Source organism: Natranaerofaba carboxydovora (assembly GCF_022539405.1).
Taxonomy (GTDB): domain Bacteria; phylum Bacillota; class Natranaerobiia; order Natranaerobiales; family Natranaerofabaceae; genus Natranaerofaba; species Natranaerofaba carboxydovora.
Genome location: NZ_CP054394.1, coordinates 720,156 through 744,431, shown reverse-complemented (window position 1 = coordinate 744,431; position 24,276 = coordinate 720,156). Strand labels below are relative to the sequence as shown.

Below are 24,276 nucleotides of genomic sequence, written 5' to 3'. Positions count from 1 at the left end.
GCACAGAGTAACCAAATTCGTTTATATTTTCACATATTCGTCAAAAAAAATCTATCAGGGATTCCCACCAATAAAAATTTATCCTAAGGGAATTCCCTGATAGATTTTTATTATAGCTATTTAAATTTTAGATCTATCTCTATCAAATTTATACTATTCAAACTCATATGATGTAAGAATACCCTATTAAATAATTCTCTTGGGTGAGACGATACTCCATCAGGTGTTTCTTCTAAGGGGAGGTCATAAGTATCAACAAGATTAACTATAACATTTACAGAAACATCTTCTTTGTTGCCAGCAAACCACATTTTCATGCCCATGGCCGTTTGATAAATACATAGATCTGTACAATTGCCCACTACATAATACTCTTTAATACCTCTACCTTGCTGTTTTACAAGCCAATCTTCAAAATTCCACGCTCCAAAAAATGGACTTAAGGTCTGCTTTTTTACTACTTCGTATTCCTTATTTTGTAAAGCATCCAATATTGGTTCAACAACTTCTGCCTCTTTACTTCCATCTACACAGTGAGGCGGAAAAGAATTGAATTCTTTATCATCTTCATCATGAGCGTCCTGAATCGATACAATCGGGCCTTCCCATTTTTTCACTAAACTGGCTATTGGACCTGCAAGAGCATGGTTATAAGGGCTTTGAAGTGGTCCTGTATCACAAAATCCTTTCAGCATATCAACTATTATCAAAGCACTATCTTTTGAATTTTCAACAATTGTATTACCGGCTGTTTTTTCAACCTGCAGTTCACCAAGATTATCTTCTAAATACCCCAAACAAAACACCTCTCTTTTATTCATTTCATTTTTAATTTTTAATTTCACTTAAAACGTTTTCATGAACATCATAAGATTTTTTGTCAAACAATACAAACCTGATATGAGAAACTTTATTAAGCTCTTTTGCTTTTTCAAATATTGTTTCAAAGGCAATTTTTGCAGCATCCTCCATTGGATAGCCAAATATTCCCGTCGATAACGCAGGAAAAGCCACTGAAGAGATATTATTTTCATCGGCAATTCTAAGTGCTTCTTTATAACATGAAGCAAGTAATTTATCGGAAGGTTCATCCTTACCATAAACCGGACCAAGACAGTGGATAACATAATCATTTGGCAGGTTATGACCCCCTGTGATAACTGCTTCTCCTGGCTTTATCGGTGCAAATTTACTACCCTCTTGTTCAAGTCCAGGACCAGCTGCCTTATGAAGGGCTCCTGCCACTCCACCACCCGGCTTAAGATGAGCATTAGCAGCATTAACCACAGCTTCCATATCTTCCTGCGCTGCAATATCACCTTGAATAATTTCAAGTTTAATCCCCTCGACTTGAGTTTTCATAGAAAACACCTCCATATTTTAAACATAAAAACTCCTGATACAAACCCGGCAATACCCGACCTTATATACAGGAGTTTTAACTGCTGTTTATAAAATTTATTCACCTATTACTTTAACTAATGCCTTTTTCTTTCTTCTGCCATCAAATTCACCATAGAATATTTGCTCCCAGGGCCCAAAATCTAACTCCCCATCTGAGATAGCTACAACAACTTCACGTCCCATAATTTCACGTTTCATATGGGCTGCAGCATTATCTTCTGCTTTGTTGTGCGCATACTGAGAAACCGGCTCATGAGGAGCCAACTTCTCAAGCCACTTTTCTAGGTCGCTGTGAAGACCAGATTCATCATCATTGATAAAAACACTAGCAGTTATATGCATGGCATTAACAAGGCAAAGCCCTTCTTTCACGCCGCTTTTTTTAACTACTTCTCTAACTTTTGGAGTAATATTAATAAATTCCTGTCTCTTAGTAACTTCAAACCACAAATATTCTTTATAAGATTTCATAAAATCACCTGCCAAAAACTATCTTGCTAATTTACTAAATATCTTTCTAATATCTTTCATCCTGTTCAGCTATTTGGTCCTGTTTTTCTTTTTTTCTAACAACTATACGCGATATAATAATGCTAATTTCGTATAAAAGAATCAATGGACCAGCCATAAGTGCCTGTGAGATTATATCCGGCGGCGTAAGCACTGCCCCTACCAAAAACACAACCAAAAGGGCAATCTTTCTATTACGCTTCAAAAATGTCGGCCCTATTAAGTCAAGCTGACTTAATATCATAGTTATAAGAGGCAGCTGAAAAACCAACCCAAAAGGAATTATGAGTCCAAGGGCAAATGATACATACTCTCTTACAGAGATAAAAGGCTGAAGTTCTTCGTTACCAAAACCTATAAAAAAGCTGTATGCTATTGGGAGCATAACAAAATAAGCAAATAAAACTCCACCTACAAATAAGACCAGGGCGAAAGGTATTACAATAAATAAATAACGCCTTTCATGCTTCTCTAAAGCAGGTAACAAAAAAGCTATAATATTATACAATATAACCGGGAAAGCAAAAACAAGCCCCGTAATCAGAGCAAGCTTCAACTGCGTCAAAAAGGCTTCCGCAGGCGCTGTATAAACTAGCTCATCAGCAGGGGCTTTTAATATCTCTAGTACCTGCTCCGAGAACATAAAGCCAACAACTACTGTGACCAGCAAAGTCGCAATTACCCAGATTAGTCTTGTTCGAAGTTCACCAATGTGCCCAAAAAAACTCATCTCATTTGGGTCCGAACGACTTCGTCTCATATAATTCACCTTCTTTTAGACTGCAAATATTATCGCCTATATTAGGCCAGTACAATCACTTTTTACTGTTCTGCTTTTTTTGGTTCAGCTTCTGAATCAGATTTTTCATCTTCATTAAGTCCTTCGGTAGCACTTTGAGCTTCATCTTTTATCTCTTTGTCTACTTCTTCTACACTATCTTTTAGCTCTTTTGTTGCACCTTTAAACTCTTTTAGTCCTTTTCCAAGGCCTCTTCCAAGTTCTGGTAGCTTTTTAGGCCCAAAAATCACAAGGGCAATAATCAACACTAATATAAGTTCCCAAGGTCCAAAACGTCCAAACATTTTTACCCCTCCTCAGTTTAATAAGCTAAAAAAGTCATGATACTCTTTTCACTATACCTTGCATTCCTGATTATAATACAAAGTACTATTAAAAGCAAACCTAATAATTATGTTTTGGTTTGACATAAATATAATAGCTATTTAAAATACAATAGAGATATATCAATTTATTTTAAGGAGACTTAACAGATGGACTTTTTCCCACTGCAGCTTTCCCTTAGGGTATCTATAATAGCAGTGTTTTGGGCATTTGTAACTGGGATACCGATAGCTTATTTTTTAGCCAAAAAAAGCTTTAAAGGCAAATCTTTAGTTGAAGCCTTTATTACTTTACCAATAGTACTGCCACCTACAGTACTTGGATATTATCTTCTTATTTTAATTGGAAGAACTAGTTTCATAGGTGATATTTTTTTTGAATTAGGGATACCCCTGGTGTTTACCTGGAGAGCTGCCGTGATTGCTTCTTATGTTGTCTCAGTTCCATTTTTAATCAAATCTGCAAGAGCTGCTTTTTCCTCAGTAGACAAAAACCTTGAGGATGCGGCCAGGTTGCTTGGTAGGTCAGAACTAGAGATATTCTTTTTTGTAACCATACCACTGGCATGGCGTGGAATAGCCACTGGTATTGTGCTAGCCTTCGCTAGGGCTATAGGCGATTTTGGCACAACTATTATGATAAGCGGAAATATACCAGGAAGAACCCAGACAACTCCCATTGCTATCTACGATGCAGTTCTTGCGGGTGAGATCACAAGAGCTAACACCCTTGTTGCTATAATTAGCATAGTGGCACTAACGGTCTTATTTTTATTAAGTAAGCTAGAAGGAACAATGTCTAGAGGTGAAAAGAATGCTAAACTGTAATATTAAGAAAACCTATGAAAATTTTGAGCTTGATATAGATTTGAATGTCGAGGGAGGAATCACTGCTCTTTTTGGTCCATCTGGATGCGGTAAAAGCCTTACCTTAAGATGCATATCCGGGTTAACAGAACCAGAAGAAGGTCAAGTTAACCTAAATAATAATATTTTTTTTGACAAAGAAAAAAGTATTAACACACCTGTAAAGAGGCGAAATATCGGATTTTTATTTCAAGATTATGCTCTTTTCCCGCATCTTACTGTAGAAAAAAATATAGGTTTTGGCTTAAAAAATCTAAGTAAATCTGAAAAAAAAGAAAAAGTAAATCAAATGCTTAAAATTATGCGCCTTGATAACCTGGGAAAAAGATATCCAAGTCAACTATCCGGAGGCCAAAAGCAGCGAGTAGCATTAGCAAGAACTTTAGTCGTAGACCCAGATCTTTTACTCCTTGATGAACCTTTCTCTGCCCTTGATGCTCCAGTAAGAAAAAAGATGCAGGAAGAGCTATTAACTATCCATAATAAATTTCCTGTAACAACGTTGTTGGTTACACACAGCCTTGAAGAAGCTTTCATGTTAAGTGATAACATAGCTGTTATGGACGATGGTAAGATATTACAAATGGGCCCAAAGGAAAAAGTCTTAAACGAGCCTTCCTGTAGGACCGTGGCAAGGTTTACAGGTAATAGAAATATATTTTCTGGCAAAATAATCTCTAAAGAAGACGATCATGCGAAAATAAAATGTAATGGTTTAATATTAAAAGCTCCAAACCTTAATTATAATTTGGGTGAAAGTGTAAACGTTTCCATAAGACCTACCGAGGTTTTATTTGTAAGGCAAGACCTGGGAAAAAGGGGATTAAATAAAGATAATGTTTTTGAGGGAACACTGCTTGACAAAAGAATAGAGCACAGTACCAGCTATACTCTTTTTTTAAAACTTTTTTCTTTTCCACAAAATGAAGACGATTATGATTTAGAAATTCATGTGTCCCTTCATATTTATAATAAACTTAAATTGGCTAGTGAAAGTAACGTTTATGTTACATTACCACCAGAATCGTTAAGCATTTTTAAAGACTAAAACCATAATCTTTCATAATTTCTTTTCCTTTTTCAGAACGGGTTACAAATTCAAAGAATTTAATCGCTTCATCTTTAGCTATGGCGTTTTTGACAACTCCTATTTTTTGATCAATAGGTTCGTGTAAGTTCTCATCGATAACATAATAAGCGGACTCGTCCTGTTCTTTTATCATTGATAATGATATAATCGCAGCATCTGCCTCTCCGCTTTCGACATACCTTTGGGCATCTCTCAGATTAGAGCCAAATATTATTTTTTCAGATAGTTTCTCCCATATTCCTTTATTCTCAAGTGCCTGTTTCGCCGCTCTACCATAAGGCGCATGTTCTGGATTAGCTATAGCAATTATATCTATATTTTCTTTATCTAAATCTTCAAGTCTTACTACATCTTCTCCAGGACTTATTATAACAAGTCTTCCTCTTGCATAAAGTTCCTGTACTTCTTGATCTATTATCCCTTCTTCAACTAATCTATCAACATGCAAAACATCGGCAGAAGCAAAAACATCCATAGGCCCACCCTGTCTAAATTGCTGATACAAAAGGCCTGTAGCCCCAAAGTTATAATCAACCTTGATGCCATACTCCTTTTCAAATTCTTTGCCTATCTCTTGGAATACAAAATAATGAGATGATGCAGCACCTACAGTTAAAGTTTTATCTTCCATTCTTGGTGCACAACCAGTTATAAAAGAAGAAAAAATTACAACAAACACCATCGTAAATATTGTTATCATCCTATTCATTACCTTTGCCTCCCACAACATCCCATAGCCGTTTCAAAAAATAATTAAAATCACAGTTACTGCTAACTGGCAAAAAGTTCATTTCGGCATTTCTTGCCCCGCTTCCATCTTTGTGATACACATCTCCAATCACAAGAAGTTCATAAGGGTTACTATCCATCATCTCGCACATCTTTATAAATGAGTGTTTACTTGGTTTTTTGTACCCTAGTTCTTTTGTCCAAATTGTATTGTTTAAGTCAAAATAATTATCCAATCGCAGGGCTCTTATCTTTTTTTTCCCAAAAGTAACGGGACTATCTGAAATCATTCCAATTCTAAAACCGTTTTCTTCTAGCTCTTTCATTGTCTTATGAACCCAAGGAAAAGGCCTAATTTTCTCATAAAAAACCTTATACCATACCCGTTCCAAATAGTCGCAGCACTCATCTTTTTTCTCATCCATATCAAACCAGGCTTTTTTAAATATCAAGCTCAAAGGAAACTCATCCGAACCGGTATTTTTACTGTCTTCCTCAAATATAGTTTTCCAGAATTTGTATGAATAAAGTTCCTCCCCATTTATTTTTCTTTTTAGCCTCTGTCTTCTGCTATCACAAATAAACCCTTTTTTTTCTGCTAATTCAAAGCATGCTTTAAGGGATACAAGTCCAGGCCAAAAAGGGTCATACAAAGTACCATCAAGGTCGAATATTATTCCCTTAATAGTTTTTGTCACTTTTTTATCATCCCATCTAAAAGAGAGTCAATATCAAGGTTTTCTTTTACTATTTCTGCTAGTTTATCATAATTTTCTTCTTTACTTAGTCTTCCAGAATTGTCTTCAAAATAAAATTCTTCTATTCTTGAAGTATTATTCGAATACTTCCACGACTTCACCCAGGCCAAAAACCACTGCAAGAATTTTTCGTTATCAAATATATCATGAAGATAAGTCCCCAAAATCCTGCTATCCTTACTAATAGCTCCTTTTGAGTTATTTTTTTCATCATATAGCCAACTATAATCTTCATCTAAAACCCTAGTATTTCCCAGGTGAATTTCATAGCCCGTAATATTCTCGTCTTTTATGGGAGCAAAAATATTATTTTTTGATGTAACTCTACAGCTAACCCGCACAGTACATTTATCTTTTATAAATTCGGTCACCAGGGGCAAGAGCTCAAGTCCTTCTAACTCTCCCGGGCGACCTTCTATCCCTTCATAATCTTTTATGGCATTACCAAGCATCTGATAGCCGCCACACACCCCCATAATAGGCTTCTTCTCAAAAATATTATTTTCTTTAATTGAGCTATATAGTTTTGATTCCATAAAATTAATAAGGTCCTGTCTACTTGCTTTAGTCCCCGGTAATATTAGACAATCAATATCGTCTATTTCTTTTTCTAAAGGAAGATATTTAAATTCAATTTCAGGATGTTGTTCAAGAGGGTCAAAATCAGTAAAATTAGAAATTCTGCTTAAATTAACAACTCCAACTTTTATTTTTCCTTTGGCTTTATCCCCTTCCATTCCATCACTTCCACTGGAAATCTTTCTAGACAAAGACAAAGAATCCTCAGCTTCAACAAGTTCTTCGGTAAAATATGGAATGACTCCAAGTACTCGCTTACCTGTTTTCTTTTCCAAAAAGTCTAATCCTGGCTCTAATAATTTGTAGTCCCCTCTAAATTTGTTTACAACTATCCCATAAACTAGATCTCTTTCCCAGTCTTCTAGTAACTCCAGGGTGCCAACTACAGAAGCAAGCATTCCCCCTTTTTCTACATCACTAACAAGAACCACTCTTGCATCACCTTCACCTGCCACTTCCATGTTGGTCAAATCCCTTTCCCTTAAGTTTACCTCTGCGGGGCTTCCTGCCCCTTCCATCACAACAAAATCATATTTTTTTCTTAACTCATACAAAGCTTCTTGAACTTTAGGCCATAGATACGGTACCCAGTTTTCCCTGTACTCTTTGGCTTTTACCTCTTCTAGAGCTTTTCCCATCACAACAACCTGGGAAGCACCGTCACTAGATGGTTTTAAAAGTATAGGGTTCATGGAAGCTTCTGCTTTTGCTTTACTAGCTTCTGCCTGAGCCCCTTGTGCTCTACCAATCTCATGTCCCTCTTCTGTGACATAGGAGTTATTGGCCATGTTTTGAGCTTTGAAAGGGGCTACCTTATAACCCATATTAGCCAAAATTCTACACAGTGCCGTTGCAAGAACACTCTTACCAGCATCAGAGGAAGTTCCCTGAAACATTATACATGGACAGAGTTCATCATTACTCATTAGTACTCAATCCCTTCTACTGCTGATACCCCGGCACTAAAATGATGTTTGTTCTCATCAAAAACAGTAACTGTATCAGCTATTTCAATTAGCTTTCTGTGTGCTTCCCTGCCGGTTAATACTACATGCTTATCTTCAGGCTTTTCTTTTAACAGCTCCAAAACCTCATTAACCCCCAAAAGACCAAGAGAAACAGCAACATTAACCTCATCTAATATTACAAGGCCAACTTCCGGATCATTAAGGACTTCCCTGGCTTTTTCTAAAGCTTCTTCTGCCATATCATAGTCTTCTTCAAGAGGTTCTCCCCCTATAAATCCTTCTCTGCCGTAAGTATGAATCTCCACCATCTTTTGAAGATACTCTTCACAGGCAAGTAGTTCCCCTGATCTGTCGCCGCCTTTTAGAAACTGAATGACCCTACTCTTGTAACCTCTACCTGCTGACCGAAGACATAGCCCAAAAGCTGCTGTAGTCTTCCCTTTTCCCGGACCAGTATGGATTATAACTAAACCTTTCTGTTCTTCCCCCATGTTAAATCTCCCCCTTCGATTCACTTTTATTGTTGATTCTACTGCATAAAGTCATTGAACAAAGTTTTGTTTTTGAGCTATAATAGAGCCATTTATTAAAGAGTCTTCAAAAAATCCTCAAGGGATTTTAGAAGTTTTTCATTCTCCTCAGGAAGCCTAACTGCTATTCTAAAAAAGCTATCATCTAGACCATCGAAGTTTTCTGCGTTTCTAATAAGTACACCTTTTTTGGCAAGGCCTTCCCACAGCTTACATGAATTTAAATTTTTATTATCTTGTATTTTGGCAAGTACATAATTGGCTTTCCCAGGAAATGTCTTAAAGTTTAGCTTTTCTAAACCTTCTATTAATCTATCTCTTTCTTTATCTACAAGTTTTCTAGTCTTTTTTTCGTATTCTTTTTCTGTTAAGCATACCTTTCCTGCTACCTGGGCAAGATGATTAACACTCCAGGGATTTCTTAATTTTTTCATCTCCGAAATCATTTTAGAAGGGCCAATTATATAGCCTAATCTAAGTCCTGCTATGGCATACATTTTGGTAAAAGAATAAATTATAGCAGTATTATCAGGTATAGTATTATCCCAGATGAGTTTTGGCCAATCTTCTCTTACAAAAGTTATAAAAGATTTATCAATAAAAAGCCAGCCATTTATTTCTCTTACCACATCAGATATCCTCTTGATATCCACTGGTTCCAAGACTTCACCAGTTGGGTTGTTTGGAGTACATATCACTACAACAGAAGGTGATTTTTCTTTTATCTTTTTTATAAAATCATCTAACCTATCTTTCAAAGGCCTATCATATATATAAAAATTCTCTACCTCTGTCCCTACTGATCTACATGCCCTTTCATACTCTTTAAAAGTAGGAGCAGGAAAAAAAGCTTTTTGAAACTTGTTATACAAAAAAAACAAATCTATTAACTCACTTGCTCCGTTACCCACCAATATATTTTCTTCTGAGATGCCATGCATATTTGCAATATCATGACATAGCTCTAAAGCATCTGGTTCTGGATAATTAGGAAGATTATCTAACTCTTTTGTTAGTTCTTTTTTTAAATTCTCTGGGGGACCTAAAGGATTAATATTCGCGCTAAAATCAACAATCTCTTCATGGTCAAGTTCAAATTCTTTTGCCCAGCGATAAATCTGCCCTCCGTGTTCATGAGGCTTCAATAACCCCACCTCCAATCCATTCTACACCTCCACCTCTTAGCGGGTAGTTCCCAATTATTTCACCGGGGCCTTCTTTTCTATGCCAGGAGTAAAAATCAGTCATATCTTTTTTTTCTTCAGGATATATAATCCCAACAAGAGTCCCGCTATGAGCTACAACTACTCCAAGGGCTTCTAGGGTGGTTATGTTGTCAATAATACATTCTAGTTCTGCTTTTGGCAAAATCTTTTGGTGAGAGATTGCACTCAAAGTCGAACCTTTAGCCATCAAAGAAAGGTCTCTATTATTTATACCTTCTTTTATATAATTATAAGCTTTTAAGCTCGTCGCTTCATTTTTATCATAAAGGTCTGTCAAATATTTATTTTGATTAAATTCCATAGTTTCAACTTTTCCACCCAGGTCAATCACCATAACCTGACCCTTGAGGATCTCACCTAGATAAACAGGATCAAAGTTTGCCATTTGTTTAGCAGAATTTATTCTATGATTAATCTTCCACAATCCAGAAAATCCAATGCTATCACTTGGTTCAATCTCTACTCCGATTCTAAAAAATTTACTAGCCGGTATGTCCAAATTAAATAATTTTAATACAGCCATAATACTTCCAAGTACATCTGCACTGCTAGTCGCAAATCCTTTTCCTTCAGGTTTAGGACATTCTATTTCAAGTTTAAAATCAAAGCCATTAATCCCCAGTTCACTGCAAACTTTTTTTACAGCATTTATGGCCTTAGGAGGATAGGTCACATTGCCATCATGATCTATCCTATTTGCAGTGACACTAATGTCTTGAGTTTCTTTTTCTTGACACGACAAAGATATTTTAGTAAAAATGTCTATAGGACATGACACCAAAAAATCATCACCGTTTAGTCTTCCCTGAACCCATTCTCCACAGGTTAGTGGCACTTTAAGACAAACCCATTTTTCGTTTATAGACAATTCATTCACCACCATTACAAATAAAACATCATACTTTTGTGAGTAGACTTTTTGCACCAAAGTACAGTTTTATTATATAAGAAAACTTCCCATTAAAAGAACCATTACCTGGGAAAATTCACAGCAGGCACCATAACCATCTCCATTTACCCCACCAAGTTTGATAGATAAACGTTTAATAAATAAATAGGTCAAACTCCCTGATATTACAGCAGCTATGATAAGTTCTGTTAAGATTGTACCCGTTAAATTTTCTGGAAAGAAAAAATACAATGCTAAAAGCAGTACCCCTCCGGACAATACAGCCCATAGATGACCAAGTATACTGTAGTCCTCCTGACATATTTGTCCAAGCCCTTTTTTCCCTGAAGGATAGGGAAAAGAAACTATCACTAAATACATCAGAATTCTCGCAAACCACGGGAAAAAAAGAATCCACACCAAAGAAAACTCACTAATTAAAACTTCTCTTAAAAATATCACTTTTCCTAATATCAGAAAAACAAGTCCTGCCGCTCCTATTGCTCCGATATTACTATCTTTCAAAACCGCTCTTAAATCATCGCCTTCTTTGCGGCTGTATATACCATCTATCCAATCAGAAAAACCATCTAAATGAAGCCCACCTGTCAAAAACCCATCTAACAGTACCAGTAAAAAAGCAAGCATAAAAGGAGAAACAAGCCCATCTAAAACCAAGAACAAAAACAAATATATAAAAGATAAAATCACACCAACCCAGGGAAAATAATGAGTTGTCCTTGTGAAATCTAACTGCCATCCAGGCATGGGAACTACCGTAAGGAGTGTAATTGCAGAATATAGCCTTTTGTAAAAAGTCTTTATTTGCTTAAATAAGTTCATTATAATTGGCATCCTTCCAGTAATTAACCTTGGTTATAATGTTAATTTTACTGCAAAAAGTCATATGAAAAAAAGTTTTGTTTTTAATTGTAATACATCTTGATGAGAAAGCAGGAGAATCGACGTTTATATTTTATCATACCATACAAATAGAACATGATGAATTTAAATCAAATAGTTTATAATAAGCGATAAAACAACTGAGAATAGCAGGGCCATCCAGGCCGAAATATTTATTAGATTTATTGCACTTTTTAGATGATGAGGTCCTGGAAGCTTTTGGTTTTCTCCCATATATGCCCGAAAAGATTCTTCCCCATTATAATAATTAAGACCTCCAAGTCTAACCTCCAACAAACCAGCCACAACACTTTCTGATTGGCCAGCATTTGGACTTGGATGTTTACTGGCATCTTTTTTTCTTAATGAAACCGCTTTTTTATAATTTAACTTTTTTAGCCTTCCAACCAAAAGGAATATATATGCCGATAATCTTGCAGGGATATAATTTAAAACATCATCAAGTTTAGCAGAAAAATAACCTAAATCTCTATAAGGCAAAAATTTGTACCCAATCATAGAGTCCAAGGTGTTGACAGCTTTATATGTCATAGCGAGGGGAGCCCCACCAATAGCTCCAAAAAAAAGGGGCGCCATAATACCATCTCCAAAACTCTCAGCAGCCGTCTCAATTCCTGCCCTTGATACTTCACTATCATTTAGCCTTGAAACATCCCTACCTACAACTTTACCAACTGCTTTTCTTGCACTATCCAAATCCCCATGCATAAGAGGATCTAATACATCTTTTAAATGATAGGTCAAACTTTTAATAGAAATACAAAAATAAAGAAGTAAAAGTTCAACCCACCAGCCTATACTCACCAACAGAACTGATACATAGTAGGTTATAAATATTACGATGAGTGCCAATACAACTCCGCCAGCTTTTAAGCTGGTTGGTGTTTTAAATATTTTAAAAGCTAGATCTTTAAGCTTGTCAATTAAAATTCCAATCAAACAAACCGGGTGATACCTTCCAAAAGGATCTCCTATAAGTAAGTCAAGCAAAAAAGCTCCAGTTATCAATACAGGTGAAAAAATTGTTGCCCCCTCCTATTTTATCTGCGTAGGTATCCCTGAAATAACTAAATATACTTCATCAGAGGACTCAGCAATTATACGATTGGCACGACCTGCAAGATCTCTGAAAACCCTACCCATTTTGTGTTCAGGCACCAAACCAAAACCAACTTCATTGGTAACAAAGATAGTTTCTGCTTCATTTTTTTTTATAATATCAATCATTTTTTTGAATTCTTCTAGCACAAAAGTTTCAAATCTTTCATCCCACTTATCCCAGTATTTCATAAGTTTATTTGAAAGATAAACGGTTACACAGTCAACCAAAATTAGTTGCTTTTTTTTACATAAAGAATTAAACCTATGAAAAAGATATAAAGGCTCCTCAATTGTTTCCCAATCTATAGGCCTTCTTTCTCTGTGAACTTCTATTCTTCTTTTCATCTCCTCATCATGCGGCTCAGCAGTAGCTACATATGACACAGGCAAAGGAGATTCTTTGGCTAGTTGTTCAGCATAATCACTTTTCCCTGAGCGAGCTCCACCTGTTACCAAAATAAGTTTAGACATGAAATTCTCCTTTAACACGAAAATTCAACATCAAAAATCTAGCTTACTCGAACTACGAACGTCCGAGTATCCTTAAAACACTATATCATAAACCGAATTTTTTTGCCATATTTATAAATATATATTAACCATACACAAATTTCCTAGCACTTTTGTTTTGGGTTATCACTTCTAACTTTCACTTGCCCACCAAACCTTCTTATGGTATAGTTATATAAAAGCAATATAAATACGAGTTTTACCTCAGGGTGCCATTACTAATGGTTAAAAGGGAATCAGGTGAAAATCCTGAGCGGTCCCGCCACTGTAATTGGCCAAATTATCGTGTTTTAGCCACTGGAAAGTTTCTTTCCCGGGAAGGCTATAACACCTTACTTGGGCCATAAGCCAGGAAACCTGCCCTGAGGCCGGTACTCTAATAGCCTTCGAGGATAAAGGCAGAGTACCCACGCTGGACTGTCTAGACTAACTGTAGCTTAGAACGCAGTTAGTAATAATAAGACATAGTACAGCCGGGTACCCAGCTTCTTCCTAGAAGGCTGGGATTTTTATTTTGCCTAATAATAAAATTAACAACACTAGAGGAGGAAGTTATAATGCATTTACCTGATGGTGCAATGGGCATAACACAAGCTGCTAGTTGGTGGGCTCTAACTGGAGGATCTCTTATAACGGCAGTAATGGCTTTTAGAAACAAAGCCAAAGATATTCCGGGCATTAAAGGTATCTTGGGCCTATTGACCGCAGTATCTTTTGTAATCTCAACGATACATTTTCCTATACCTGTAATTGGAAGCAGTGCACACATGGTGGGAGCTGCGATAATAGCTTTTATTATCGGGCCAAAATTATTACCCATAATCATTTTTCTATCATTGTTTATCCAGGCTTTATTTTTCTCTCATGGAGGTTTAACAACCCTCGGCGCTAACACTTTTGCCACCTGGTTTGGCGGATTTTTTGGCTGGGCTATATTTTATTACTCAGACAAAATAAACTACAAAAATTCTAATTTCTTTTTTATAGCTACAACCTGGTTGGCTGGTTTTTTGGGAAGTATAATTGTGTATGCTATTTCCTCTACTCAAATAGCTCTCTCAGAAGTCCATGAAGCTGCCTTTAGTACAGCATGGGCAACTGCTGCCATAGCATATGCTCCAACCCAGGTTCCTTTTGCAATTGTTGAAGGTATAATTACAGTCGGAGTTTTAAAATTTCTTATGTCAAGAAGGCCGCAGATTTTCGAACACCTAAGACCTGTATCTATTATTGATCCGTTAAAACACAATTAGAAAAGCTACCAATAAGTTGGACCAAACTGACCTAAACTTAACATTTCACATAGAGGTGATTAGTCAATGATTAAGATTTTAAGCCAGAATTATATTAGACCCAAACTGGCTTTCACATCGCTCCATCCTCTAAACAAATTTGCTTTTTCTGCAGTTTTATTTACAATAGCATTTATAATATCATTACCTGTCCAGTTATTATTTTTACTGTTAGGGATGTGTATCTTCTTATTTCTATTAAACATAGAGCATGACAAGACCGTTACTACAGTCAAAGCTGCCCTGTTAAGATTTATAGTACCTGGCAGTATGGGCTTTTTCCTTTTTATATTTAATCTATTCACCAGAAAAGGAGCCGAGATATTCAGTTTTGAGCTGCCATTTGTAGGTTTTGACTTGATCGCAACTTACGAAGGTTTAAATTTTGGCTTATCTATTTTTTTGAGGATTATACTGCTTGCATCAATCTTATGGTTTTTTTGTCTTGTTACATCAAAAGCCGAGCTTGTTGGGCTCTTTAAGCATTTTAGAGTTCCTCATGAGATAATTGACATATTTAATTTTTCAACTCGTTATCTTATTTACTTAAAAGACGAGATAAAAAAAGTACAAAAAGCTCAAAAGACACGTCTTGGCTATACCAGCTTCTTAAGGTCTGCCAAGTCTACAATAACTTTGGCTGGCACACTTTTTTTAAAGGCATTTGATCAGGCTTTAAGAACTGATGCGGCATTAAAAGTCAGAGGATATAAAGAAAAACTGTTTTACTTACCCTTTCCAAATTATAACCTTAATGATTTTTATTTTCTTTCAATAATATTTATTTCGTTTTTTACTATAGTAGGAAGCATTTATCTAGGTCACATGTTCATAACCGATCTAATACAAATTTTATTATAATGTAATACAGAGGTGTAGTTAATTATGGAATTAGAACTAAAAAAAATCTCATATACCTATCCAGGTAATATCCAAGCATTAAAAGATATCAATTTAACAATTGGCAAAGGCAAATTTTACGGACTTTTGGGGGTTAATGGATCCGGTAAATCTACTTTGTTAAATATAATCTCAAGATTAACTCCGTTAAAAAAAGCATCCGATGGCAACATATTACTAAATGGCAGAGAACTTAACGATTATAAAGATGAAGAACTCTATAGTATAATCGGGATGGTTTTTCAAAATCCCGAAGATCAGTTATTTGTCAACAATGTTTTAGAAGATGTAGCATTTGGTCCCCTTAACAGCGGACTATCACCTGAAGAAGCAAAAAGCAAAGCCAATAAAGCCCTTGGGCAGGTCGGCGCCCTAGACCTCAAAAATAGAAGTATCGATCAATTAAGTTTTGGCCAAAAAAAACGTGTAGCTCTTGCAGGGGTCCTAGCCATGGACCCCGAATTGTTGTTACTTGACGAACCTACTGCAGGTCTTGACCCGATGACAGCTTCAAACCTTCTAAAGCTTTTTAAAAGATTAAATAAAGAAAGACAAATCACTATTTTTATGGCAACTCAGGATGTAGATTTAATTCCTTTAGCAGCTGATGAGCTAATTATTTTACAAGAAGGAGAAGTTAAGAAACAAGGCCCTCTAAAAGATGTAATCAATCCCAAAACTAAAAACACCCTAAGAAAAGCCGGGTTAAGACTGCCAAGAATCTCTCATCTATATGAGATTATTCAATCTGAACAAGGTTTAGAAAGTACACTACCCCTTACAATTGGACAGGCCAAGGATGAGCTGTTAAAAGAAAACGCTAAGATCAAAAAGTTCTACAGCGAAAGCCCTAAAGCAAAAAAAACACCAGAGAAAAAATCAGGCAACCTAAAAAAAGGCTTTACTACAGGAAGTACAGCATGTGCAGCAGCTAAAGGCGCTCTATATTCTTTAATAAATCACAAATGTCCAGGTGAGGTACAAATAAAAACTTTAAACGGCCAAAACTTAAAAATTGACATCGCCTGCAGCAGTATAGCTCCTCCATCAAGAGATAACACATTCCACTGCGGTGTTAGAAAAGATGGTGGAGATGACCCTGATGTCACTCATAATCTTATGATTATGGCAGAGGTAGAACTGACATATAAAACTGGGGAAGTCGAAATAGAAGGCGGACATGGAGTAGGAACAGTAACTAAACCAGGACTTCCGGCAAAAAAAGGTGATGCAGCTATTAATCCTGGACCTAAAAAAATGATAGAAGACAACTTAAAAGAAATTCTCCCATTAGATAATGGTGCAAAAGTAACTATATGGGTGCCAGGTGGCGATAAAATAGCCAAAAAAACCCTAAACGAAAAATTAGGTATAATGGACGGTATATCAATCCTTGGAACGACAGGTATTGTAGAACCTATGTCTACTGAAGCCTACAGGGACTCGTTATACATGCAGCTGCATCAGATAAAAGCACAAAACTTAAGCACTGCTGTCTTCACACCGGGCAAAATCGGTGAAAATAATGCTAAAGCTATAAACATACCTGAAGAAAACATTGTATTCATTGGTAATTTTGTTGGATACATGTTATCATCAGCTACTGAAATATTAGATGATGACAGCGATATCTTGCTATTTGGCCATATTGGCAAACTAAGTAAGATTGCAGCCGGAATCTATCAAACTCACAGTAGGATGGCTGATGCAAGAAAAGAAGTTTTTATTACCCACTCTGCACTAAACGGGGCAAGCCAAAAACTTATAGAAAGACTATATCACTCTAATACCACCGAAGAGATGCTAAGCTTTTTAAAAGATGATGACGAAGGCAATAATGACACTGATACTGGCAAAATTCTTAACTCCATCGCAGAAAAAATAACAGCCAACTGTGAAGAGTTGGTAAAAAATGACTTAAATGTTGGCGCTATTTTAACGGATAGAAGTGGTAATATACTTGCAGCCAGCCAAAAAGCTAAAACTATATGTGAAAAAGAGGGATGGAAATGGGACAAATAAACATAGTAGGATGTGGAACAGGAAGTGAAGACTACCTCCTTCCTATCGCTAAAACCAAAATAGAAAATGCAAGTATAATTGTAGCTAGCGAAAAAACCGCTATTATTTCTGATAAAATTAACTCAAACCCTAAAGAAAAATTTATTTTTGATAAAAATTTAAATGAAGTCATTGATTTTTTAGAGGAAAAGGTTTTTAATAAAGGTTTAGAAGCTACTATTTTACTTACCGGAGATCCCGGTTTTTATAGTTTATTATCCCTATTAAAAAAGAAATTCCCCGGGGAAAGTTTCAATATTATCCCCGGGATTAGCTCGATTCAGGTGGCTTTTGCAAGATTAAATGAAATATGGCATGACGGGGTAATCTTAAGCCTTCACGGCAGAAGCGAAAATCTTTCTAAACTTTGTCAACATTTACGAAATCAAGATAAGACCTGCGTTCTTTTGGGTAACCTTGATACTCACGAGCTTAAAGAAAAACTTCTTCAAAACAATATCCCAGAAGATCAGGAAGTGGCAATCTGTGCAAATCTTACCCTTCCAGAAGAAGAAGTTTTAAAAACTACTATAAAAAATCTTGATAGCTATTCACCAAAAAAAGATTGTCTCTTAGTCTTTACTAATAGTTGCTCTACCAGCAATGCTAGAAATCATTCTAAAGTTAATAATAATGATAACATTGATGGTTCTTATACAAACATAATGATCAAGGATAGCGAATTTATCAGAGAAAAAGTTCCTATGACAAAAGAAGAGATAAGAACTATAATCCTTGCCAAGTTAAATCTTTTCAAAGGAGCAACTATTTGGGATATCGGAGCCGGTACAGGTTCTATATCTATACAGGGAGCATTAAACATCGGAACCAGCGGAGCTGTTTATGCTATCGATCACAAGGATGAAGCAGTAAAATTAATCAAAAAAAATATAGAAAAATTTAATTGCCCCCAGGTTATACCCATCAGAGGGAAAGCACCGGAAGTATTAAAAGAACTGCCAAACCCTGATAGAGTTGTAATCGGTGGTAGTGACAAAAAGATAATCGAAATTATTAATTATTTAGAAGAGCAAAATAAATTTGAAGGTGCTGTTGTTATACCTACAATTGCCTTTGAAACTTTTGAAAAGGCTTATAATTATTTAAAAAATAACAAAAACTGGACCATAGACGTTACAAGCCTACAGGTTAATAATCTTGAAAGCCTCGGAGCCGTATCACTATGGAAAAGTAAGAATCCTGTTTCTATAATTACAGCCACAAAAAGCGTTTAGCTGCATACCAACGCTCACTAGGATTTGTAAAAAGCATACAAATTAAAAGTTCGCTAATAGTATGCAGCTAAACTTGATCTTAGTGCAAAAGTTAATATGAAACAAAATTTTTTTGATTTGTTAATAGTCTTAAATTCTTGGAAAACGATAATTTTTGAGGTGAAAAAACAATGAATAGTGAAACCAGTTCAAAAAACTCCACAGCTAAATTATATGGAATAGGTATTGGGCCTGGTGAGCCAGGACTTTTAACTCTAAAAGCATTAAAAGCTTTGGAGGAAAGTGATGTATTATTTATCCCCAAAGCAACCCCTGAAAAGGACAGCCTTGCTTATGATATAACAAAAAAGGCTTTTGAAGAGTTTAGCTGTACTGACAAAATGCCAGAAACTGAAGATCTAATATTCCCCATGAAACGAAATAAAGACGAACTTAAAGCATATTGGGATAAAGCAGTCGATATAATAATTGACAAGTTAAATAAAAACAAAACTGTTTCTATAATTACATTAGGTGACCCTACTCTTTATAGTACCTACGGTTATCTCCTTGAAATAATAAGTGACAACTATCCTAACTATCCTGTAGAAACTATCCCGGGGATTTATTCTTTTAGCGCAATCAGCAGTAGGATTAACCTTCCCCTGGTGTTAGGAGATGAAAAGGTTATTGTAATACCTGTAGAAAAAGATAGCACCTACCAAAATGAACTGTTAAACTACGAGACAATAGTATTTATGAAAGTTTCTTCAAATTTTGAAGGACTGTTAAGTCAATTAATAGAAGCAGATAGAGCTCACGAAGCAGTTTTGATGTCAAGGTTAGGACAAGATCAAGAAACCATTATTACAAATCTTGAAGACCTAAAAGGTGAAAAGATAGATTATTTTTCCACTATAATAGTAAATCCAAGAATACCAAATATGGCAGGTGATCAGATTGCAAAAAGAAAATAAAGACAATCGCAGATATCCGGTTTATTTTGTCGGTGCAGGTCCTGGAGATCCTGATTTAATCACCAAAAAAGGTGATAAACTCCTTCAAAATGCTGACCTTATAGTCTATACCGGCTCACTAATTAACACTGAGCTGTTAAATGTAAAAAAAGATAGCTGTAAAACTTATGACAGTGCCAATATGACAAAAGATGAAGTAGTTGAGCTTATTACTGAATATGTGTTTGATGGTAAAATGGTTGTCAGATTGCATACAGGCGACCCTTCCCTCTACGGAGCAATCCAGGAACAGCAAGATGCTCTGTATGAAAAAGATATAGAAACTAAAGTAATACCAGGCATAAGCGCCTTTCAGGGAAGTGCAGCAAGTCTAGGACGTCAGCTTACACTACCCGATATAACCCAGACTGTGATTTTGACAAGGGTCAAAGGGAAAACTTCACATTCTAATGAAGAAGACCTAAAAGATTTGGCCGCTCACAATGCAACACTATGCTTATACTTAAGTATACAAGATGTTGGCAAGGTAGTTGAAGAGCTAAAAGAAGGCGGCATGACAGACGCTACCCCTACTGCAGTAATATATAAAGCCACCTGGCCAGAAGAAAAAATTATTAAGGGAACTTTGAGTAACATTGAAGAAAAAGTTAAAGAAGCTAAAATAGAAAAAACCGCTTTAATTATGGTAGGAGAAGTATTAGACGCAGATAAAAACGCTTATAAGGATTCAAAACTATATCATCCAGATTTTGAACACGGTTACAGAAATAAAACTAATAATTGATTCTGGTGCAAAAAGTCATTCAAAGGAGTAAGAGCCATGAATTATAGGCAGTTAGGACCCGCCATATTTGCCCCTGGCAAGCAGGCTTTTGAGATAGCAAAAAAGATTCATAATGTTTTTCCAAAATCAAGTTTATTTTTTTCTTTAGACAAAGCTTTAGAACTAGCTTTCAAAAGTTACCGTCAGATAATTATAGTAGGAGCAATGGGGATAGCTATTAGAAAAGTGGCACCCTTTTTAGTAGATAAGTATAATGATCCCGCAGTAGTTGTAGTTGATACAGAAGGAAAGTTTGCCATTAGTATGATATCCGGTCATCTTGGCGGTGCTAATATCCTAACAGAAAAAATCGCCAGAACCCTTGGAGCTACCCCTGTAATCACAACAACAAGTGATCTAAAAGGTTTATTGACACCTGATTATTTAGCAAGTAGATGGAATTTGACACCAGAATATTATAATAACAACAGAAAAGTGCTGTTAGATATAAATTCAAAGATAATAAAGGGCGAAAAAATAATTTGGAAGATTGATTCACCTTTCAAAGAAGAGCTAGAAAAAGAGTCAGAATTATATTCTGATTTTACATTAGAGACCCTTTTAAGTGAAGACATAGCAGATTATAAAAATACAGACAATACAAAAGAGAACATTCCTAAAAACATCCCTGAAGTAGTGCTCTCAGATAAAATAAACCCTGCACACCCATACACACTCTGCCTTAGACCAAAAAGTGTCGTAGCAGGGATAGGTTGTAGAAAAGGGAGCTCTTTTGAAGAGATCTTAGAACACCTAGATAATGTACTAAATAAGGTAAATATATCTAGCAAGTCACTTAGGGCAATCGCAAGTGTAAAACAAAAAAGATGCGAGTTTGGACTGATAAAAGCAGCACGCTATCTTAATCTACCTTTATTTTTTTATGAACCTGATGAGTTAACTGATTATCAAACAGAATATACAAATTCAAAATTTGTAAATAAAATAATAGGAGTTGGTGGAGTTTGCGAACCGGCAGCCAAAAAAGCAGCTCAGAAAAAAGGTACAGTAATCATGAAGAAAACGATATCCAAATCCAGGAATGTAACGACAGCTCTAGCAAGGGTTCCCTGGCCGTTGTGGGCCTTGGACCCGGAGGAGAGCACACACTAACCATAGAAGCAAAGAATGCACTACAAAAAGCTGAAATTATAATCGGTTACAAAACGTATATAAAACTGGTCAAGAATTTTGAATTTGATACTAGCGATAAGAAGTTTTTGGAGTTTGGGATGAAAAAAGAAATAGAAAGAGCCAAAAAAGCTCTTAACACTGCTTCTGAAGGAAAAAAAGTAGCTGTTGTCTCTAGTGGTGACCCTGGTGTTTATGGTATGGCAGGGCCTATTTTAGAGCTTAGTAAACATTACAATATAGATGTTGAGGTTATTCCAGGCCTTACCGCTTCAAACGCATCTGCATCTGTACTTGGAGCACCTCTCATGCATGACTATGTAACGATAAGTTTAAGTGATCTGTTAACACCCTTCGACGTTATAAAAAACAGGGTAAAAAAAGCAGCAGAAGGTGATTTTGTTATAACCCTTTACAACCCCAAAAGCAACCAAAGACAGGTCCAATTTCAAACTATTATTGAGTTATTATTAGAATTAAAAAGCCATGATACACCGGTTGGGATTGTCAAAAATTGCAAACGTCCTAATGAAAGAGCTATTTTGACTACTCTTAGCCAAATACCTTATGACGAAGTAGATATGCTCTCGACTGTAATAATAGGAAATTCTCAGAGTTATATAGAACTAGACAAATTTATAACTCCAAGGGGTTATAAAATATGATCCTTATCATAGGAGGCACTGAAGATTCAATAATCTTAGGGAGTTTCCTAGAGGAAAAAGGATATAATATTTATATTAGCGCTGCCACTTCATACGGAAAAGACTTAATCACAAAACACGGCTTAAAGCCTTTCCGTTCAAGGCTTTGTGGCGACAAAATGCACAAAATCTTAGAAGATAACAACATTAAAGCTGTAATAGATGCAAGTCATCCATATTCAATAAACGTAACATCCAATACCAAAGCCGCCTGTGACAAATGCGATATTCCTTTAATACGCTTTGAAAGACCAAGGACAAAACTGCAAGGTCAAAAAGCAAAGGAAAATATATCCTACGTCAAAGATTTTGATGAAGCTGCGAAAAAGGCTTTTTCACTTGGTGACAGGGTGCTTTTGACAACTGGAAGTAATAACTTAGAACCATTCGTCACGATTAGAAACTCATTATTAACTAATAAAAACTATAATAAAGATGAATACACTTTCCAACCAAAATTATATGCCAGAATCTTGCCAGAAAAAGATAGTATTATAAAATGCCAAGAACTAGGACTTACTCCAGATGAAATAATTGCAATAAAAGGACCTTTAAATTATAACCTAAATAAAGCTATAATAGAAAATTATAATATATCAGTAATTGTTACCAAGGACAGCGGAGAGTCTGGTGGTACTCCAGAAAAAATTCATGCAGCACTAGACCTCGATATAAATATTGTTATAATAGACAGGCCAGTTTATAAAGATATTTTAACTACTCACTCAAAAGAAGAAATCTTAGATTGGATTTCAAACATTACTTAATTATCATTTATAAGGAGGAATTATCAAAATGACAAAAGCTCAGGAAAAAGCAATAGTATTATTAGGACACGGGAGTAAAAAGGAAGATGCAAACAATATCTTAAAAGACCTTGCTAAAATGCTTGAAAAGGAAAGTGAACATCCAATTTATTCATCATTTTTACAGTTTACCTCTCCAACCCTTGAAGACACAATAGAAGAGATTTCGAAAACAGAAGTAAACAACATAACTGTGGTACCCGTTTTTTTATTTCCAGGTATACATCTTACAAAAGATATCCCCAAAAAAATTGATGAATTAAAAGAAAAATACCCTAGTACTTCATTTCAAATAGCTGACCCTATAGGTGCAGACGAACGTTTAGTTCCTATCTTAAAAGAAAGAGCCGAAAACTCTAAAAATTAAAGGGAATTCAAGGGAAAGGAGAATATAACAGGATGGCCGCATATGAAAATAATCTAAAGCCTGCAGAAATAGAAAAGGAAAGTATGAAATTTATCGAAAAAAACGTGGACCTAACAAACTTTGCAAGGGAAGAACTACCAATTGTAAAACGAATTATTCATACAACTGGTGATTTAGAAATAGGAAATGACATAACTTTTTCTAAAGATGCTGTTGATAAAGGTGTAGAAGCATTAAAAAATGGGTGCAGTATAATCACTGATGTAAACATGGTTAAGACCGGTATAGATAAAAAACGCCTTTCAAATTTTGGCGGGGATGTTTTGTGTAAGGTAAATGACCCTGAGACACATAAAATATCCGAAGACACAGGTAAGACCAGATCAGCTTCTGCAATGTATACCTTTGATGATTTTCTTAATAATCAAATTATAGCTATAGGAAATGCACCAACTGCACTGTTTGCAGTTTTAGATATGTTTAATAAAAAAAATATCACGCCAGCTTTAATTATCGGTGTCCCTGTAGGTTTTATTGGAGCTAAAGAGTCAAAAGAAGCTCTTCTAAATGAAAATCTATCTAGTATAACTGTACAAGGGTTCAAAGGCGGAAGCCCAATTGCTTCTGCCGCAGTTAATGCTCTCTTAAGAATCGCTTCTTCAAAAGATTAAATCAAAAACACCTGCCTACTACCATAAACAAGCTTTGCGATACGCCTGCAGCAGATAGGTACTATTGTATTGCCAACAAAATGAACATAACAGAGTTATTTAATAAAAAAGGCTATTTAGTAG

At 35.7% G+C, this 24,276-nt stretch carries 27 protein-coding genes and 1 riboswitch; of the genes, 13 read left to right on the top strand and 14 right to left on the bottom strand.

The features are described from left to right. Window positions 1-116: 116 nt before the first annotated feature. The 5 genes from ACONDI_RS03575 to ACONDI_RS03555 all read right to left on the bottom strand — a co-directional run bounded on the left by ACONDI_RS03575 (window position 117) and on the right by ACONDI_RS03555 (window position 2,997). The gene (locus ACONDI_RS03575) at window positions 117-797 is read right to left on the bottom strand and encodes a cysteine hydrolase family protein (RefSeq protein ID WP_241080108.1); all 681 of its coding nucleotides are present in this window, start codon (window positions 795-797) and stop codon (window positions 117-119) included. A gap of 31 nt (window positions 798-828) precedes the next feature. Beyond that, window positions 829-1,362, bottom strand: a complete 534-nt coding sequence (locus ACONDI_RS03570; RefSeq protein ID WP_241080107.1) for a macro domain-containing protein — start codon at window positions 1,360-1,362, stop codon at window positions 829-831. Between the two features lie 96 nt (window positions 1,363-1,458). Next, a complete protein-coding gene (locus ACONDI_RS03565; RefSeq protein WP_241080106.1) occupies window positions 1,459-1,875 on the bottom strand; it encodes a secondary thiamine-phosphate synthase enzyme YjbQ in 417 nt (138 codons plus the stop codon). Between the two features lie 46 nt (window positions 1,876-1,921). Further along, window positions 1,922-2,674, bottom strand: coding sequence for a twin-arginine translocase subunit TatC (gene tatC / locus ACONDI_RS03560; RefSeq protein ID WP_241080105.1), 753 nt, complete (start codon window positions 2,672-2,674; stop codon window positions 1,922-1,924). A 62-nt stretch (window positions 2,675-2,736) separates the two neighbouring features. After that, on the bottom strand, window positions 2,737-2,997 hold the full coding sequence (locus ACONDI_RS03555) for a twin-arginine translocase TatA/TatE family subunit (protein ID WP_241080104.1): 261 nt from the start codon (window positions 2,995-2,997) through the stop codon (window positions 2,737-2,739). A gap of 189 nt (window positions 2,998-3,186) precedes the next feature. Between ACONDI_RS03555 and modB the strand changes: the two genes are divergently transcribed. Next, window positions 3,187-3,864, top strand: a complete 678-nt coding sequence (gene modB / locus ACONDI_RS03550) for a molybdate ABC transporter permease subunit (protein ID WP_241080103.1) — start codon at window positions 3,187-3,189, stop codon at window positions 3,862-3,864. Continuing rightward, complete coding sequence (locus ACONDI_RS03545; RefSeq protein ID WP_241080102.1) at window positions 3,851-4,951, top strand: sulfate/molybdate ABC transporter ATP-binding protein; 1,101 nt, start codon at window positions 3,851-3,853, stop codon at window positions 4,949-4,951. The genes modB and ACONDI_RS03545 overlap by 14 nt, the downstream gene beginning before the upstream one ends. On the opposite strand, the gene modA is transcribed toward ACONDI_RS03545, so the two are convergent. From modA to cobU, 9 genes are all read right to left on the bottom strand, one after another. Continuing rightward, entirely contained in the window at window positions 4,941-5,702 is a 762-nt protein-coding gene (modA, locus tag ACONDI_RS03540) for a molybdate ABC transporter substrate-binding protein (RefSeq protein ID WP_241080101.1), read from the bottom strand. The two genes, ACONDI_RS03545 and modA, sit on opposite strands and share 11 nt — an antisense overlap. Then, window positions 5,695-6,420, bottom strand: coding sequence for an HAD family hydrolase (locus ACONDI_RS03535; protein ID WP_241080100.1), 726 nt, complete (start codon window positions 6,418-6,420; stop codon window positions 5,695-5,697). Before ACONDI_RS03535 ends, modA begins: the two co-directional genes overlap by 8 nt. Further along, complete coding sequence (locus ACONDI_RS03530; RefSeq protein WP_241080099.1) at window positions 6,417-7,985, bottom strand: cobyric acid synthase; 1,569 nt, start codon at window positions 7,983-7,985, stop codon at window positions 6,417-6,419. The genes ACONDI_RS03535 and ACONDI_RS03530 overlap by 4 nt, the downstream gene beginning before the upstream one ends. Further along, on the bottom strand, window positions 7,985-8,542 hold the full coding sequence (cobO, locus tag ACONDI_RS03525; RefSeq protein ID WP_277397807.1) for a cob(I)yrinic acid a,c-diamide adenosyltransferase: 558 nt from the start codon (window positions 8,540-8,542) through the stop codon (window positions 7,985-7,987). Before cobO ends, ACONDI_RS03530 begins: the two co-directional genes overlap by 1 nt. 71 nt (window positions 8,543-8,613) lie before the next feature. Further along, the gene (cobD, locus tag ACONDI_RS03520; protein WP_241080097.1) at window positions 8,614-9,702 is read right to left on the bottom strand and encodes a threonine-phosphate decarboxylase CobD; all 1,089 of its coding nucleotides are present in this window, start codon (window positions 9,700-9,702) and stop codon (window positions 8,614-8,616) included. Further along, a complete protein-coding gene (locus ACONDI_RS03515) occupies window positions 9,689-10,651 on the bottom strand; it encodes a GHMP family kinase ATP-binding protein (protein WP_241080096.1) in 963 nt (320 codons plus the stop codon). The genes cobD and ACONDI_RS03515 overlap by 14 nt, the downstream gene beginning before the upstream one ends. A 72-nt stretch (window positions 10,652-10,723) precedes the next feature. Continuing rightward, complete coding sequence (locus ACONDI_RS03510) at window positions 10,724-11,515, bottom strand: adenosylcobinamide-GDP ribazoletransferase (RefSeq protein WP_241080095.1); 792 nt, start codon at window positions 11,513-11,515, stop codon at window positions 10,724-10,726. 165 nt (window positions 11,516-11,680) lie between these two features. Continuing rightward, window positions 11,681-12,586 carry an adenosylcobinamide-phosphate synthase CbiB gene (cbiB, locus tag ACONDI_RS03505; protein ID WP_241080094.1) on the bottom strand — a complete coding sequence of 302 codons (906 nt, stop codon included), beginning with the start codon at window positions 12,584-12,586 and terminating at the stop codon, window positions 11,681-11,683. A gap of 45 nt (window positions 12,587-12,631) precedes the next feature. Continuing rightward, a complete protein-coding gene (gene cobU, locus ACONDI_RS03500) occupies window positions 12,632-13,168 on the bottom strand; it encodes a bifunctional adenosylcobinamide kinase/adenosylcobinamide-phosphate guanylyltransferase (protein ID WP_241080093.1) in 537 nt (178 codons plus the stop codon). Between the two features lie 229 nt (window positions 13,169-13,397). Next, window positions 13,398-13,586: riboswitch (cobalamin riboswitch) on the top strand. A 178-nt stretch (window positions 13,587-13,764) separates the two neighbouring features. On the opposite strand from cobU, the gene ACONDI_RS03495 reads away from it, so the two are divergent. The 11 genes from ACONDI_RS03495 (at window position 13,765) to ACONDI_RS03445 (ending at window position 24,153) form a co-directional block, all read left to right on the top strand. Continuing rightward, entirely contained in the window at window positions 13,765-14,460 is a 696-nt protein-coding gene (locus tag ACONDI_RS03495) for an energy-coupling factor ABC transporter permease (RefSeq protein WP_241080092.1), read from the top strand. A 66-nt stretch (window positions 14,461-14,526) separates the two neighbouring features. Then, entirely contained in the window at window positions 14,527-15,360 is an 834-nt protein-coding gene (locus ACONDI_RS03490) for an energy-coupling factor transporter transmembrane component T family protein (RefSeq protein WP_241080091.1), read from the top strand. A 24-nt stretch (window positions 15,361-15,384) separates the two neighbouring features. Continuing rightward, entirely contained in the window at window positions 15,385-17,421 is a 2,037-nt protein-coding gene (cbiD, locus tag ACONDI_RS03485) for a cobalt-precorrin-5B (C(1))-methyltransferase CbiD (protein WP_241080090.1), read from the top strand. Then, the gene (gene cbiE, locus ACONDI_RS03480) at window positions 17,409-18,695 is read left to right on the top strand and encodes a precorrin-6y C5,15-methyltransferase (decarboxylating) subunit CbiE (protein ID WP_241080089.1); all 1,287 of its coding nucleotides are present in this window, start codon (window positions 17,409-17,411) and stop codon (window positions 18,693-18,695) included. The genes cbiD and cbiE overlap by 13 nt, the downstream gene beginning before the upstream one ends. Before the next feature lie 170 nt (window positions 18,696-18,865). Further along, a complete protein-coding gene (gene cobI / locus ACONDI_RS03475) occupies window positions 18,866-19,651 on the top strand; it encodes a precorrin-2 C(20)-methyltransferase (protein WP_241080088.1) in 786 nt (261 codons plus the stop codon). After that, window positions 19,635-20,435, top strand: a complete 801-nt coding sequence (gene cobM, locus ACONDI_RS03470; protein WP_241080087.1) for a precorrin-4 C(11)-methyltransferase — start codon at window positions 19,635-19,637, stop codon at window positions 20,433-20,435. Before cobI ends, cobM begins: the two co-directional genes overlap by 17 nt. Window positions 20,436-20,471: 36 nt before the next feature. Further along, window positions 20,472-21,587 (top strand): cobalt-precorrin 5A hydrolase, encoded by a 1,116-nt coding sequence (locus ACONDI_RS03465; RefSeq protein ID WP_241080086.1) that lies wholly within the window; start codon window positions 20,472-20,474, stop codon window positions 21,585-21,587. After that, window positions 21,545-22,270, top strand: a complete 726-nt coding sequence (cobJ, locus tag ACONDI_RS03460) for a precorrin-3B C(17)-methyltransferase (RefSeq protein WP_420848177.1) — start codon at window positions 21,545-21,547, stop codon at window positions 22,268-22,270. The genes ACONDI_RS03465 and cobJ overlap by 43 nt, the downstream gene beginning before the upstream one ends. Beyond that, on the top strand, window positions 22,267-23,076 hold the full coding sequence (gene cobK / locus ACONDI_RS03455; protein ID WP_241080084.1) for a precorrin-6A reductase: 810 nt from the start codon (window positions 22,267-22,269) through the stop codon (window positions 23,074-23,076). Before cobJ ends, cobK begins: the two co-directional genes overlap by 4 nt. Before the next feature lie 28 nt (window positions 23,077-23,104). Further along, the gene (locus tag ACONDI_RS03450; protein WP_241080083.1) at window positions 23,105-23,482 is read left to right on the top strand and encodes a sirohydrochlorin chelatase; all 378 of its coding nucleotides are present in this window, start codon (window positions 23,105-23,107) and stop codon (window positions 23,480-23,482) included. A 32-nt stretch (window positions 23,483-23,514) separates the two neighbouring features. Beyond that, window positions 23,515-24,153: a precorrin-8X methylmutase gene (locus tag ACONDI_RS03445; RefSeq protein WP_241080082.1), complete on the top strand. Its 639-nt coding sequence runs from the start codon at window positions 23,515-23,517 to the stop codon at window positions 24,151-24,153. Window positions 24,154-24,276 lie beyond the last annotated feature (123 nt).

Coding starts and splice junctions, on each gene's coding strand:
- modA (WP_241080101.1), bottom strand. CDS start 5,702: ATGAATAGGATGATAACAATATTTACGATGGTGTTTGTTGTAATTTTT.
- ACONDI_RS03465 (WP_241080086.1), top strand. CDS start 20,472: ATGAATTATAGGCAGTTAGGACCCGCCATATTTGCCCCTGGCAAGCAG.
- ACONDI_RS03450 (WP_241080083.1), top strand. CDS start 23,105: ATGACAAAAGCTCAGGAAAAAGCAATAGTATTATTAGGACACGGGAGT.
- cobK (WP_241080084.1), top strand. CDS start 22,267: ATGATCCTTATCATAGGAGGCACTGAAGATTCAATAATCTTAGGGAGT.
- ACONDI_RS03570 (WP_241080107.1), bottom strand. CDS start 1,362: ATGAAAACTCAAGTCGAGGGGATTAAACTTGAAATTATTCAAGGTGAT.
- cbiE (WP_241080089.1), top strand. CDS start 17,409: ATGGGACAAATAAACATAGTAGGATGTGGAACAGGAAGTGAAGACTAC.
- ACONDI_RS03445 (WP_241080082.1), top strand. CDS start 23,515: ATGGCCGCATATGAAAATAATCTAAAGCCTGCAGAAATAGAAAAGGAA.
- ACONDI_RS03555 (WP_241080104.1), bottom strand. CDS start 2,997: ATGTTTGGACGTTTTGGACCTTGGGAACTTATATTAGTGTTGATTATT.
- ACONDI_RS03565 (WP_241080106.1), bottom strand. CDS start 1,875: ATGAAATCTTATAAAGAATATTTGTGGTTTGAAGTTACTAAGAGACAG.
- modB (WP_241080103.1), top strand. CDS start 3,187: ATGGACTTTTTCCCACTGCAGCTTTCCCTTAGGGTATCTATAATAGCA.
- cobU (WP_241080093.1), bottom strand. CDS start 13,168: ATGTCTAAACTTATTTTGGTAACAGGTGGAGCTCGCTCAGGGAAAAGT.
- ACONDI_RS03545 (WP_241080102.1), top strand. CDS start 3,851: ATGCTAAACTGTAATATTAAGAAAACCTATGAAAATTTTGAGCTTGAT.
- ACONDI_RS03490 (WP_241080091.1), top strand. CDS start 14,527: ATGATTAAGATTTTAAGCCAGAATTATATTAGACCCAAACTGGCTTTC.
- tatC (WP_241080105.1), bottom strand. CDS start 2,674: ATGAGACGAAGTCGTTCGGACCCAAATGAGATGAGTTTTTTTGGGCAC.
- ACONDI_RS03530 (WP_241080099.1), bottom strand. CDS start 7,985: ATGAGTAATGATGAACTCTGTCCATGTATAATGTTTCAGGGAACTTCC.
- ACONDI_RS03495 (WP_241080092.1), top strand. CDS start 13,765: ATGCATTTACCTGATGGTGCAATGGGCATAACACAAGCTGCTAGTTGG.
- ACONDI_RS03510 (WP_241080095.1), bottom strand. CDS start 11,515: ATGAACTTATTTAAGCAAATAAAGACTTTTTACAAAAGGCTATATTCT.
- cbiD (WP_241080090.1), top strand. CDS start 15,385: ATGGAATTAGAACTAAAAAAAATCTCATATACCTATCCAGGTAATATC.
- cobI (WP_241080088.1), top strand. CDS start 18,866: ATGAATAGTGAAACCAGTTCAAAAAACTCCACAGCTAAATTATATGGA.